The 13,853-nt window shown below is 38.5% G+C and carries 13 protein-coding genes; 7 read left to right on the plus strand and 6 right to left on the minus strand.

Annotated elements, in window-relative coordinates; all coding sequences use genetic code 11:
- Nucleotides 1-6: 6 nt before the first annotated feature.
- From F6K23_RS01170 to F6K23_RS01185, 4 genes are all read left to right on the plus strand, one after another.
- The gene (locus tag F6K23_RS01170) at nucleotides 7-1,614 is read left to right on the plus strand and encodes a CapA family protein (RefSeq protein ID WP_293149714.1); all 1,608 of its coding nucleotides are present in this window, start codon (nucleotides 7-9) and stop codon (nucleotides 1,612-1,614) included.
- A gap of 225 nt (nucleotides 1,615-1,839) precedes the next feature.
- The gene (pgsB, locus tag F6K23_RS01175; protein WP_293149716.1) at nucleotides 1,840-3,162 is read left to right on the plus strand and encodes a poly-gamma-glutamate synthase PgsB; all 1,323 of its coding nucleotides are present in this window, start codon (nucleotides 1,840-1,842) and stop codon (nucleotides 3,160-3,162) included.
- On the plus strand, nucleotides 3,123-4,124 hold the full coding sequence (locus tag F6K23_RS01180; RefSeq protein ID WP_293149718.1) for a poly-gamma-glutamate biosynthesis protein PgsC/CapC: 1,002 nt from the start codon (nucleotides 3,123-3,125) through the stop codon (nucleotides 4,122-4,124). The genes pgsB and F6K23_RS01180 overlap by 40 nt, the downstream gene beginning before the upstream one ends.
- Nucleotides 4,125-4,158: 34 nt before the next feature.
- Nucleotides 4,159-5,088: a pentapeptide repeat-containing protein gene (locus F6K23_RS01185; protein WP_293149720.1), complete on the plus strand. Its 930-nt coding sequence runs from the start codon at nucleotides 4,159-4,161 to the stop codon at nucleotides 5,086-5,088.
- Nucleotides 5,089-5,425: 337 nt separating this feature from the next.
- Here the strand turns inward: F6K23_RS01185 and F6K23_RS01195 are convergent, their stop codons facing one another.
- The 5 genes from F6K23_RS01195 to F6K23_RS01215 all read right to left on the minus strand — a co-directional run bounded on the left by F6K23_RS01195 (nucleotide 5,426) and on the right by F6K23_RS01215 (nucleotide 9,848).
- Nucleotides 5,426-5,821, minus strand: a complete 396-nt coding sequence (locus F6K23_RS01195) for a transposase (RefSeq protein WP_367267576.1) — start codon at nucleotides 5,819-5,821, stop codon at nucleotides 5,426-5,428.
- A 176-nt stretch (nucleotides 5,822-5,997) separates the two neighbouring features.
- Nucleotides 5,998-6,225, minus strand: a complete 228-nt coding sequence (locus F6K23_RS01200; protein WP_293149722.1) for a transposase — start codon at nucleotides 6,223-6,225, stop codon at nucleotides 5,998-6,000.
- Nucleotides 6,226-6,404: 179 nt separating this feature from the next.
- Nucleotides 6,405-6,629, minus strand: coding sequence for a hypothetical protein (locus F6K23_RS01205; protein ID WP_293149724.1), 225 nt, complete (start codon nucleotides 6,627-6,629; stop codon nucleotides 6,405-6,407).
- A 164-nt stretch (nucleotides 6,630-6,793) separates the two neighbouring features.
- Entirely contained in the window at nucleotides 6,794-6,946 is a 153-nt protein-coding gene (locus F6K23_RS01210) for a helix-turn-helix domain-containing protein (RefSeq protein ID WP_367267574.1), read from the minus strand.
- A gap of 217 nt (nucleotides 6,947-7,163) precedes the next feature.
- Entirely contained in the window at nucleotides 7,164-9,848 is a 2,685-nt protein-coding gene (locus tag F6K23_RS01215) for a HEAT repeat domain-containing protein (protein ID WP_293149728.1), read from the minus strand.
- A gap of 272 nt (nucleotides 9,849-10,120) precedes the next feature.
- Between F6K23_RS01215 and F6K23_RS01220 the strand changes: the two genes are divergently transcribed.
- From F6K23_RS01220 to pip, 3 genes are all read left to right on the plus strand, one after another.
- Nucleotides 10,121-10,879: a transposase gene (locus tag F6K23_RS01220; RefSeq protein ID WP_293149730.1), complete on the plus strand. Its 759-nt coding sequence runs from the start codon at nucleotides 10,121-10,123 to the stop codon at nucleotides 10,877-10,879.
- A 217-nt stretch (nucleotides 10,880-11,096) separates the two neighbouring features.
- Nucleotides 11,097-11,342, plus strand: coding sequence for a zinc ribbon domain-containing protein (locus F6K23_RS01225; RefSeq protein WP_293149795.1), 246 nt, complete (start codon nucleotides 11,097-11,099; stop codon nucleotides 11,340-11,342).
- Nucleotides 11,343-11,767: 425 nt separating this feature from the next.
- A complete protein-coding gene (gene pip, locus F6K23_RS01230; RefSeq protein WP_293149732.1) occupies nucleotides 11,768-12,715 on the plus strand; it encodes a prolyl aminopeptidase in 948 nt (315 codons plus the stop codon).
- A 65-nt stretch (nucleotides 12,716-12,780) separates the two neighbouring features.
- Here pip and F6K23_RS01235 read toward each other — a convergent pair whose 3' ends face one another.
- Nucleotides 12,781-13,563: a class I SAM-dependent methyltransferase gene (locus F6K23_RS01235; RefSeq protein ID WP_293149734.1), complete on the minus strand. Its 783-nt coding sequence runs from the start codon at nucleotides 13,561-13,563 to the stop codon at nucleotides 12,781-12,783.
- Nucleotides 13,564-13,853: the final 290 nt, after the last annotated feature.

The following is a 13,853-nucleotide window of genomic DNA, read 5'->3' on the forward strand; positions in this document are numbered from 1 at the left end:
ACTGAAATGACCCTCCCCGAATCAGTCCAAGAACTCTATAAATTAGGAGTTAATTATGTAACCCTAGGTAACAACCATCTCTGGGATTATTTAGCATCTGGGTTAACTACCACTATAGAAAATTTACAACATATTGGTCTGGCCTACAGTGGCGCTGGACTCACCCCAACTACAGCCCAACGCCCCTATCATCTCAATTTGGGAGATGCAGAATATGCTCTGTTTTCTTTTTCTTCCATTGCTGGCGATCACTATCCAGAACCCCTACAATTTGTGGCCACAGAAAATCAGGGAGGTGCCGCAGACCTCCGTGACATGACAAAAGTAGAAGCCTTAATTGCCCAGGAACGAGACCAAGGACGATTTCCGATTGTCCAACTACACACAGGCACTGAGTATACATACACCCCTACATCCTATGTAGAAAACCTGATGGACAAAGTAGCAAGTGCTGGAGCTGGACTGGTCTTGGGACACCATCCTCATGTGGCTCAAGGTTTAGGGTTTTATCATGGTGTGCCCTTATTTCATAGTCTCGGGAACCTGGTCTTTGATTCCGATCGCCTGGAAACTTTCTTGGAATTAGTAGCTCTGGCGGATATCCAAGAACGAGAAGTCACCAAACTCCAGGTTATACCTGTTTATTTAGAAGACTATCGTCCCCAACTCATAGGAGGAGACCTAGCAAATAGATTTATTCGTAGAATAGGGGAATTTTCTCGCGATGGAGTACTAGTCTATCCCTATCTCAATCGGGGTTGGGTTTCCCTGAAAGGGGCAGATCAATCTAATCTTAGTATCAAAGAATACAGTTTTGATGTTCCTGTTATGGTAAATGAAAATGAATCGGCAGTGGTAGATTTACGGGCGATCGCTCCCAGTGAAGCATCGCTTTATCAGGTGGAAGTCAGCGCTGGTGAAATATCCCAACTTAGTTTAGGGCGGGATATTATGGCATTTGGTGACGCAGAAGATTGGGACATGGACTCAGAACAACAGGATATAAATCGTTGGGCGGTATCTGAGAAAGGGAAAACATCCTTTCCTTGTTATCAAGGGTCACATCAAGGCATTACCGGGATTTGTCTAGAGCGATCGGCTAATAATCGTCAGGTTGCAGTAGTTCCGTTTCGCCAAAGAATGCGAGTATTTGAAGATGCAAGCGATCGGCCGGAGAAAGATTTGACACTGTTGGGATATGTAAGAGGGGAAAATGCAGGTTCAATAGAGCTGAAAGTTCGGTATAGTGCTAGTGAAGGAGAGCAAGCTTTTGGAGATGAGATTGTTTTTACTCACCCCGGTCATACTTTTGAATGGGAACCTATTGTTGTAGACTGGAACATACCCAAGGATAGGCATCCAGAACAAGTGGTCAATCCAAAAAAAGATAACCCCCGTGCTGTGATGCTCTGGCTCCGTCACTATCCTCCTGAAAAAGGGAAAGGAATTGCGATGTTTGATGATTTTGCCTGTGTGAGTTGGGAAAAGCCTCTAGAGTTGAAAAATCTGATTCAACTTAATGTTCCCCACGCCCGCGACTTTTTAAAATTGACAGGTTCTCCTGGTTTAGCCAAACTCCACCTTACCTTTCGGGCTTTTAAACCTCAATTTTAGTAACATAAAAGGCATTCATTGCAGCAAGTATAGCAAGGAACAAGTTGGTGTTTGATATAGATTGATGATGAACTTTAGATAGAGAAATGTTTTTCCCACTGTTGCCTGCTATAAATTTTCCCAAAGTATTCTGACTCCAGGCTCCTGTATCCTGACTCCTCAAGAGTCAAAGTTAATTTTATTGACAGCAAGGTACTTAATATAATTTGGAGGATTCAATTTTAAATGTTAAAGGAGGCTTTACCTTTTCTATTCACCCTCATAAGCTTAGGGATCTATATCTTATACTTGCTAATCTCCTATCAGCAATTTGCTCGAAAACGAGACAAAATTCTCTATCGGGTTCATGTCAATGGCATTCGTGGTAAATCAACTGTGACCCGCTATGTAGCAGCAATTTTGCGAGAAGCAGGGTATAAAACCTTTGGTAAAATTACTGGTAGTACCGCTCATATTATTCACCCCAATGGCAAAGAGTCTGTTTGGCAGCGCAAAGGTTATCCTAACGTTAACGAACAAGTAAAAGTAATGCGGAATTTTTTTCGCCAGCAAGCAGAAGCTGTTGTGATGGAATGCATGGCTATTAACCCAGTCTATGCACAATGGCTAGAACGAAAAATCATCCGCTCTCATATTGGTATTATCACCAATGTTCGCTATGACCATCCAGAATATCTGGGAGAAACTCTAGAGGAAATCGCCAATTCCTTGGCAGTCACCATTCCCCAAAATGGTACTCTGATCACAACTGAATCTAACCCCAAATTACTCAATATTCTCAAAACTAAAGCTAAACAGAAAGGCACCAAGTTTATTGTAGCAAATCCTAATCAAGTCAGAACGGAAGACATCAAAGGTTTTAGTGCCGTTGCCATAGAAGATAATGTAGCGATCGCTATTGAAGTTGCAAAATTATTAAAAGTTCCTCGTAAACGAGCGCTACCAGCGATGTGGCAAACTCTCAATGATCAGAGTGCCATGAAACTGGAATCAATAAACTGGCAAGGTTCTAGAATAATTTGGGCAAATATGTTTGCTGTCAACGACAGAGAAAGCTTTAAGCTACTATGCGATCGTATTTTTGCTCAATATCCTCAGCACGCCAAAGTTATTTTACTCAATAACCGTTCGGATCGAATACCACGAGTAGCTTTATTTGCCAAACTTGCCCAGAGCTTAAATTTCAATCAATTTGTCACCCTGGGAAGCTGCGAAGCAGAAGTAAAAAAGTTGTTCGTAGATCGACCAGAGAATTTATTGTTATTGGGTGACTCCACTTCTTTTAAAGATGCCCCTGCCACCAAATTACTCACCCAAATTACCCAAACAATACAGGAGAAAAATATACTGTTAGTGGGAGCTGTCAACATTCATACTCCCCAAGCACAAGAACTCCTAAGTTTATTCCAAACTTTAGTCCAAATTCCGACATTGGAAACACCTCAAACAACAAAACAGAAAAAAACAAAACAGAAAAAAGCAAAGCATAAAAAAACAAAACAGAAAGTATGTTTGAACCGCTCAACACGTCAGAAATTACGCGTCTAGCATTACTCATTGGTGCTTATTCTGCCCTTCATTACAAAAATACTGAAGGCGTAATTCCAGGAGGAATTATTGTTCCAGGACTTATAGTCGTAACACTAATATTATCACCCATTTGGGGTATTACCTTAGTTGCTCTGACTTTTGTCTTATATGCTCTCTATCAACGCTACTTCCGCTATTTGATCAAGTCGTTCAAACCTAGAACACCTATGTATATCCTGGCAATGATGTCTCTATTTTTGGTCTATCCCATTGCTATTTTGTATGATAACTTAGGCTGGATGAGATTTGCCGAGGATGGTCTGACAGGAAGTTTGGTACCAGCCATCATTGCCTTGAGTTGGACTAAACAAGACCGATTAAAAGTTCTCCAAGGTATTGGTGTCACCACCCTATTTACAGGGGGAATTGTAGCGACAATTTATTGGTTAGGCTGGTCTTGGCTAGATCTAGACTTTAATATTGTTCATCCTGCTTATGCAGACAAACTGAATATTGAGTTCAATTATCCTCTATTGCAATTTGGCGTAATACTGCTTTTGGGTTACTTTCTTTACCAAAAGTCATCAGTACGCTCTGGAGGTTATATTGTTCTTTCTGCTGTTGCCGCTTTATTAATGCATCCCCTAAGTGCTGTTACTTTTTTGGGAGGATGTGTTTTAGTTGGGAGTTTTAGTTCACTGATTTGTCGCTATAGTCTAACAATAGGACTTAATCGTTATGGTCTAGTATTATTTATGAGTGTAGTCTATGTTTGGGGTGTTGAGTTGTTGTTACTGGCGTTTAATCCAACATTAGTTCCCTTTCGGGGCTTGAATTTATTAGTTGTTATTGCCATGATCACACTGGTTAATGATTCCCTGTTGTATAGGAAAAAAGGAGGCTTAAAGTCTATGACAATTCTTGGGTTGGTAGCGATCACCCTCAATTTTCTCAGTCATCAAGTATCAACGCTCGGTTAATATTTATAGCTTTTAAACAAAAAGGATAAATTCAATGAAGCAATTACTATTGCTCTTAGCTTTGGCAGGAATTTTGAGTTTAGGAAGTGCGATCGCTACTTTTATTTCTCCCCAACCATTTGCTCTACAGTATCTGTTACAAAAGGGTGAATGTTTAGGATGTGAATTAGAGGGAGCTAGTATACAAGGACTCAACTTTCATTTTTCTCAACTCAAAGGAGCGAACCTGAAAAATATTCATGGCAAAGGAACTAGCTTTGAGGGAGCCAACTGTTCTCAAACCCAATGGCAAAAATCTAAACTTCAGTATGCTGATTTTAGAGTGGCTAATTTGACTGATGCTAGCCTCCAAAATGCTGATTTAATGTTGGCAAATTTACAAGGTGCCAACCTGACACGAGCTAATCTAAAACACGCTAATCTTCAAGGTGCCAAATTTCAGGCAGCTCAAATGGTCAATGGAAATTTCCAAGGTGCAAACTTGGCTTATGCAAATTTGGAAGGTGCGAATCTAGCAAATGCTGAGTTAACAAACAGTCGGTTAACAGGAGCAATACTCAGAGGAGCTAACTTACAGGGAGCTATTCTAGAAAAAGCTGATTTTGAGAAGGCAAATTTAGCAGGTGCTAACTTACAAGGGGCTAATTTGACCTTGACGAACTTTAAAAAAGCTAACTTATCTGATACCTATCTTGGTGGAGCGATTCTAGAGCAAACAAATCTGGAGAATGCTTTTTTGGAAAGAGCTTGTTTAGCTTCCCAGAAATGTACTCTCAAAACACCTGCAGCATCATCCTATTCCAAAGGAGCTACTCTTAGAGGCGTTAATCTCAAAGGAGCACATTTAGAGGGTGCAAATTTTCAAGGAATGGAGGGGGAATATATTTCCTGGGAAACAATACAACTGTGCAATACAATTCTACCTAATGGAAGTATCAGCGATCGTGACTGCACAAATCGTTGAGATTACAGCAGTTTCGGAGTTAGTGAGGTACAAAATTTTAGGACTTTAGGCAACAGCTCCGGAAGGCAACAGGCAATAGGGGGAAGAAAAAGCTGATAATATAAGATTTTAGCTATTGGACAATTCCTGCAATTTGTAAATATGCCAGCGCACATTGCTATATATCACCACCGTATAGAACCCCTGATCGTATCTCTAAAAATTTAGGCGATCGCTAACCTCTTAAGCATCAGTCGGATCAAACAAAGATTAATCTTGGCTGTTGCATGGTCAAGAGTTCTCTCAAAATTTTTGGTCAAGCTTTTACATCTTTCCATCCAGGAATTGGTTCTTTCAATTACCCACCTGGCTTTGACGGGAACAAATCCTGTTTTTTCTCTGCCTTTGATGGCTTTGGTGATAATTTAAACCGAATCTTGGTCATAATCGCAGGATAAATTTTCTTTAACTCCTGTATGATTTTTTCGGGGTGGTATCCGTTATCAAGTAGAATAGTAATTTTAGGAATGTTTACAGGTTTGGATTTAAAGTAATCAATGTTATGTGACAACATTTCAATTAATCCCATGTCATCAGAAACTGATGCTTTGGTGCAATGGACAAAAAAGGGAAAGCCAAGGTGTTCTACTGCTAAGTGTCTCTTAATTCCGTTAGTAGTCTTGTAAAAACAGAATCCCTTCGATTTGACACTAGCATTACAGGTATTTTTTACTGCCTGTGAATCAATAATAATTAAAGTTGTCCATCTAGTGCCGCTACGCGGAAGTCAGAAGTCAGAAGTCAGAAGTCAGAAGCATTGATTGGTAAGGCTTTTAGGATTTTGTAACTGGTCAGTTATTTCCGCCATTCTGCACTAGGTTTTTTTTTACCTGTTGACGTAGTTTAGAATGTAGTGCATCTCTAATCTTCTCAATTACTCCTGATTCTCGCCACTGAATGTAGCTGCCAAAATACTGTGGAGTAAGGAGGCAAATCCTTGGGTAAATCACACCAATTACAACCATTCTTGAGTTGGTAGAGGACACCATCCAGTATTTGTCTTTTACTCCATTTTGTGGGACAAGTTTTCTTTTTTTTTGGCAATAATGGTTCAATAATAACCCATTCTTTGTCTGTTAAACTGCTTGAATATGGCATGTACCTAACTCTTGTTTATAATAGGCGATCGCTACTGTACTTAACTTAAGCATATATCTTTTCCTCAAAAGATACGGTTAGGGGTTCTATAAGATTTAGCACCTACAAAAACCTCACCAGTAGATAACGTAGCTAATGATTTTACTCCTAAATCTACACCTACTACATCTACTGATTTCTCAGTAATTTGAGGTATAGTTTCTCAGAGTGAAACTGACAAACCATCTATCTGATTTCCTACTAATAGTTACAGATTTAGGAGATACATTGTCTGGCAAAATTTCATAAGTTTTCACCCAACCAATTCGAGGTAACTTTATACGATTAAAACCTACTGTTATGGAACCATCAAGAGTAAAACTATCATCTCTACCTTTTTTCTTGAATTTAGGCACTCCCGACACTTTGGTGAAGCAACGTTTCCAAGAGTAAAGATAAATGCCTCAAAGCATATTGAGGCGCTGTTGAGCGATACTTCATAGTACCAATAGTTATGTTTGTTTAACCATTGCTACTAAAAGTTTATGCGTATTCGTTTGCAGTAGGAAATTTAAGTTTACTTTCAGGATTATTGGAATAGGGAATTAAGAATGTTTCTAGTTAGCCATAGTCCCCAATTCCAGGCATGGCGTGCCACACCTGCGTGTTTCGCTAGTAAGGTTTTTTGCTTATTATTTGGATGTAACTCAGTTTTGAATCCTAGTAGCATAAAATCAAACATAGATAGTCTATGATTATCTAGTACAATCTATGATTATGTCAAGCTGTTAATTACCCCTTACTTAATGGAAATAAACTGCTAAAAACATTGCTGAACTTTACTTATTATTAACGGTGTGTGACGGCTCAACCATGAGTCTATAGAATACAACCCACTCATGCCGTCACACACCTTAGTTATACTGCTTTAAACTTGCTGCAGATATAGCCTAGATTCGCTAAAATCCTTTTAAAGTTTTCAGAGCAAACTTTTGTACTTGCTCATCTAAGTCATTTTCGGCTCGATCGCACAATATCTGGAAAATTTGAGTCTTTTCTTGATATTGTTCAAGAATTACCTCTAACGCAGTTTGGCGCGGGTTATCCTCCCATTCTTCCTGACGTACAAATGGATCTGAATAGGCTCGAACGCCGAAAAATTCAAACATTCCAGGATCGTCATGCCAACCTAAAGCTAACTGCTGTATTGCCGAACGTCGTACATAAAAATTATCATCAGACTCAGCTAGTTTCTTGAGCATAATAACAGCACAAGGATCGTTTTTTCCGAGCAGAGCAAATAATTCTAAAGCAGTTTGTCGCACATAAAAACTACGATCGCTCATCGCTACTTTTTTGATAATTGCTATTGTCTCAGGGTCATGTTGCCAACAAATACCCAACTCAACCACTGCTGTTTGTCGAACGCACACATCCTCATCAGAAATAGCTAATTTTTTAAATAACGCTAATGTCTCAGGGTTATGTTTCCAACCGAGAGCTAATTGCTGCATTGCTGCTTGTCGTACTTCTCGTTCATCTGTAGACTCAACCCTTTGTTTGAGAATAGTCAAAGTATCAGGATCATCTTTCCAACCGAGAGCTAATTGCTGCATTGCTAGCTGTTGTAAATCTGGGCATTGAGCCGATACTGCCAGCTTTTTGAGAGCAGATATGGTCTCAGGATCATCCTTCCAAGTAGTAGCTAATTGTAGGACTGCTGACTGTTGTAGCTCAGAACAATTGCCAGACACAACCAGTTGTTTGATAATATCTAGAGTGTCAGGATCGTCTTTCCAGTCTGTAGCTAACTGTTCCATTGTTGCTTGTTGTACATAAGAACACGGATCGTCAACGGCTTGTTGTTTCAACCAAGCTAAGATATTAGGGTCATTCTTACCATCATTGCCTAATTTAACGACCGCTGCTACTCGTACATCTGAACATTGATCGGATACAGCAATTTCTTGCAGAGTTGCCAAAGTATCATGGTCATTTTTCCAAGTAGTAGCTAATAATTCCATTGCTGCTATGCGTACTTCTGAAAATTTATCGGACAATGCTGCTTGTTTAATAGTAGCGATCGCCTCTGGGTCATCTTTCCAACCTGTGACTAACATCTCCATTGCTGCAATTTGTACATCGTGGCGATCGTCAGACAAAGCAACTTTTTTGATGACTGCAAAAGTCTCAGGATCGTCATGCCAAGCAGTAGCTAGTTGTTCAACTGCTAACTTCCTAGCGTGCCAACAGTCATCTTCGACAACAACTTGTTTGAGAATAGTCAAAGTATCAGGGTCATCTTTCCAACCTATAGATAATTCTCGTATTGCTGCTACTCGTGCATCGGAGTTAGACAGAGCCAATTTTTTCAGCAGAGCTAAAACACAAGGCTCATCTTTCCACCCAACAGTTAATTGTGCTACTGCTATCTCTCCCACTACCCAACATTCTGGAGACTCCGCCTGTTGTTTGAGAAAAGTCAACACATCTGGGTCATGTTGCCAAAATGCACCCAACTGTACCACTGCCAGTTCTCGCATCCGCCAACATTCATCTGACTGCACAACCTGTTTGAGAATAGCTACTGTATCAGAGTTTTTTTGCCAGTTTTCGATCAAATAGCCCATTGCTGCTTTTCGCACTTCTGAAGCTGTGTCTGATATAGCCAATTTTTTCATAATAGTTACTGTATCAGAATTTTCCTTCCAATCTTTTAGTAACTGTTCCACTGCTGCCAGTCGGACATGAGAACATTGATCAAATTCTGCCAGTTGTTTGAGGGTTGAAAGCGTTTCTGGATCGCTTCCCAAATTTTCTGCTAGTTGACTCATCGCAGCTCGTCTTACCTCTGAAGCTTGAGCAGACAAAGCCAACTGTTTCAGAATAGTTCCGGTATCAATGTCATCTTTTGCCAGTTTGGCTAACTTGAATACTGCTTCTGAAGCTACATAGGGGCTTGGATCTGACATTGCCATTCCTTTGAGCCAAGCTAAAGTCTTACTATCGTATTTCCCATCTTGATTTAATTTTTCGATGATGATTAAACGTACTCCCCAATGTTTATCTGATTCAGCCCTTTGTCTGAGCCAAGTGAGAGTATCTAGATCTTGCCAACCTTCAGCTAAAAGTTCTACTGCTGTTTCCCGTAAAGCTTCATCAACATCGGAGACAGCTCGTTGTTTCAAGAATGCTAGGGTATCTGGCTCATTTTGCCAGTTTTGGGCTAACTGTTTGAGTGCTGCATAACGTACATTTGAGGTACGATATTGATCTGCCAAAATCAGTTGTTTCAGGAAAGCGATCGTATTTGGATCGTCATGCCAACCTGTAGTTAATTGAGTAAGTATGGGTTCTTGCACCCACCAATATTCGTTGTTAGATACTACAAATTGTTTGAGAAAAGGTAATATACTAGGATCGTTTTGCCAACCTTGGACAAGATATTCTGTTGCAGCTCTCCGTACATCTGGACATTGATCGGATATAGCTAATTGTTTAAGAATAGCTAAAGTATCCGGGTTATTTTTCCATTCTATGGCTAGCTCTTCCAATGCTGCTATTCGCTGTTCTGGGTCTTCGTCAAACACTACTTGACGTTTCAGGGAAGATAAAGTGTGAGAGTCATTTTTGAGGATTATCATAGTGGCCGATTGTAAGTTAATAGTTTTTTTAGCTTTACGTTTAAATTGAATACTTGTAGGGAAGTTTCACAGACTTAGTATATCAAAAAATCTTGAAAGAGGACTCCCGTTATAATTTCTAATTTAGCGGTGAGACGGGGCGTATAAACTGGGCGGGAAACCCACGCAGACAGCCCCAATGTGAATTTCAACCAGAAAAATAATTGAGTGATAAAGAAACAAATTTTGTGTTAAGATTATATAATATTTAGAAATCAGCAAGAACCACAAACTTGATTACTTTAACTTACCAGTACAAGCTTAAACCAACTCAGCATCAAGAGGCAGAAATTAACCACATTCTTGATGTCTGTAAAAGCGTGTATAATTATGGCTTAAGAGAGCGTAAAGACTGGCTAAATTCAAGAAAGTCACCAATTAATAGTTGTTCAATTGTTTCTGAATATATTATCCCTGCTGATACTCCTTACCCTAATTATAATCATCAAGCTAAAAACTTAACAATAGCTAAGAAGACTAACCCTAGATTAAAGTCAGTTAATGCTCAAGCTTTACAACAAAATTTAAAAACCTTAGATAGAGCTTTTTCTGATATGAAATCCCAGGGCAAAGGCTTCCCTAGATTCAGGAAAAAGTTGAGAAGTTTTATCTTTCCTGCAATGCTCAAGAATTGCTTAGGCAATAATAGAGTTAAACTACCTCAACTAGGTTGGATCAAGATTAGACAAAGTAGACCATATCCAGACGGTTTTCAAGCTAAACAAGCTAGGATAATTAAAAAAGCAACTGGTTATTATTTGATGATTACTTTTACTTCATCAGATTTAGTACCAGATAATCCAGTAGGTAAAAGGTCATTAGGAATAGATGCAGGTATAGAAAGTTTTGTAGCTACTTCAACTGGAAAATTAATCAAATCTCCTAAGTTTTTATTAAGTAAACTGCGCGAGCTTAAATTGCTGCAAAGAAGGCTTAAGAAGAAAAAAATAGGTTCTAATAATTGGTTAAAACTTCGTATGGAAAATAGCTAGATTACATTAAAAAATAGCTAATACTAGACGTGATTGGCATTTCAAGATAGCTCATCAACTTTGTGATTTAGGAGATAATATTTTTGTTGAAGATATTAACTTTAAATCCTGGTCTAAAAGTATTGTTATCAAACAATCTTTAGATTCTGGGATTGGTCAGTTTATCAATGAAATCTTACCTTTTGTTTGCTGGAAACGGGGTAAGTATTATGCCAAAATTGACAAAAATTATACATCTCAAGAATGTCCTAAATGTGGTCATATAAACAAGAAAAAACTTTCTGAGAGAAAACATAATTGCAGCAATTGTAATTATCAAGAAAATCGCGATGTAGCTGCTGCAAAAGTAATAAAAAACAGAGGTTTAGTTGCCGTGGGGCGCACGGTAAAAGAAAAGCGCACCGCCTGCGCTGAGGTTTCCGAGGGCGTAAAGATGGAGCAAGAAAGCTTGTGGAGATGGTAGTAGCGGGGGTACAACTCAAGTTTATTTGATTTGTTACCTAGTTAAGAATCTGTAAAACAAGAATCTCCCGTTATAATCTTTGATTTAACGGTGAGAGCGTCAATATAAGTTAAATTACTTATAAATTAAATGAATAGATTTTATTGATGAAAATCACTACATTTACTCGCGACGCTTGAGGGATCTAACACTTTGTTTTTGTAGTTATAAATTCTTGATTTTCTGGCTTTCCCGATGTTAATCTAGCATTGTGCCGAGCATCTTTAATTGATTGCTGAAACTTTAGTAATTTATATAACTAAACAGAATAATATATTACTTTGTTTCATACTCAAAGTTATTTTAATTAATAATTAACAGTTGAAATAAAGATTATTTATCCTCAATTTTTCCTAAAATATCAATATAAATCTTTAAATATAACCATGCGAGAACTTTATCCACCCATTCAACCCCATCAAACAGGCAATCTCAAAGTTTCCGATATTCACACTATTTATTATGAAGAATGTGGTAACCCCCAAGGTAAACCAGTAGTCTTTTTACATGGTGGACCAGGTGGTGGAATGATACCTCTTTATCGTCAATATTTTGACCCCAAAAAATGGCGAATTATTCTATTTGACCAACGAGGTTGTGGTGGTAGTACTCCCCATGCTGAACTATCTCAAAATACTACCTGGGATTTAGTCAGCGATATAGAAAAATTACGAGTTCATCTCAGTATTGAAAAATGGGTTGTGTTTGGAGGTAGTTGGGGAAGTACTCTAGCATTAGCTTATAGTCAAACTCATCCAAAAAATTGTATAGGCTTAATTTTACGAGGTATTTTTATGGTGCGCCCCAAAGAAATTTCTTGGTTTTATCAAGAGGGTGCAAGTAATATTTTTCCTGATGCTTGGGAGGAATATTTAAAACCTATTCCTATAGAAGAAAGAGGTGATTTAGTTAAAGCTTATTATCAAAGATTAACCAGTGCTGATGAAAAAGTTAGATTAGAAGCAGCACGTGCTTGGTCAATTTGGGAGGGAAGTACCAGTAAATTAATTCCAAGTTCAAACATATCACAAAAGTTTGGGGATAGTTATTTCGCCTTAGCTTTTGCTAGAATAGAATGTCATTATTTCATTAATAAATGCTTTTTTGAACATGAAGAACAGTTATTAAAAAATGTCTATAAAATACGCCATATTCCTGGAGTAATCGTACAAGGAAGATATGATGTTATTTGTCCGATGGTCTCAGCTTGGGAATTACATAAAGCTTGGCCAGAAGCTGAATTTATTGTAGTTCCAGATGCCGGACATTCAGTTTCTGAACCAGGAATTATAAATGCTTTAATTAGCGCAACTGATAAGCTGGCAATTCTATAAAAAAACAGGGGCAGTTTATTTGATAATTGCCCTTATTTATTTGCTATTTTACAAAAAAAATTATTCTATACAAAACCACCAAATATTGCCAGTTTATAATATTTCCAAGGTACAGCTACAGGTATAAAATTAGCTGTTGTTAACATTTCCAAATGGGCAGATAAACTAGCTAATTGCTCTTGATTGGAATAACCATGAGTGCTGCTAGTTCCCATCTTGGCAAGAACTTCTGCTAAAGTAGTTCCTTGACTTATTGCCCACTCCTGCTGTATCTCTTTAAACACCTCTGCTAATTCTGTAGTTGCAGGCAACACAGGATCGGCATTCCAAAAACAGCCTCCATAATTTAAGCTTTTGTTAATCTTTTGAAATAATTTTAACTTTATACTATCATTCAGGTGATGAATAGCAAGAGATGATACACAAGCATTAAAACCATCGCCAATAGGGGATAAATCCGCGTTATTTGCCCACTCACCAAAATCCACTTCTACTTCAGTCCACCTATTTATATACCCAGCAGCATCAATCTTAGTTTTGGCAAATTCTAGCATCCGTGGAGAATAATCCACTCCTACTATGTGTGCGTTAGGATATTTATGCAATAGCTTCAAACTTAGTTCCCCAGTACCACAACCAAGTTCCAAAATGCGATCGCAATTTTTTGGTACACAACGCACTATGACATCCAACATTTCATCATACCGTGGTAATAAATGTCGAATACCAGTATCAAAATTCATAGGATGACTGAATATCTCTCCTGGAAAAATATTTTGCTTTTCTAAAGGTAAATCTTGAGAGTCGAAAAAATTTGTCAAGTTGCTTTCTGGATTAAGATTTTCCATCAGGATTCATTAATATGAGACTATAGGTTTAACTAGCTATCAGCTTGGACGTTCCGGAATGCGACCCTTGCCAGCATTTAGCTGGAGCGCTAAAAATTCGAGGGTAACGGTCAACGGTCCCCCACGCTTATTTGAAAAAATTAGTGGTGCGCCTTTTATGGGGGTTTGTAGACGCGGAGCGGCTTGTCTTGAGTATCCCCCATTATACACCTTGAAAAGTTGACTGCTGATAACGTAGTTCCTCCTACTAGGAGGCTAGCTGAGTGCTGACTGCTACTTCAAATATCTTA

The sequence above is a fragment of the Okeania sp. SIO2C9 genome (assembly GCF_010672455.1).
Classification (GTDB): Bacteria; Cyanobacteriota; Cyanobacteriia; order Cyanobacteriales; family Microcoleaceae; genus Okeania.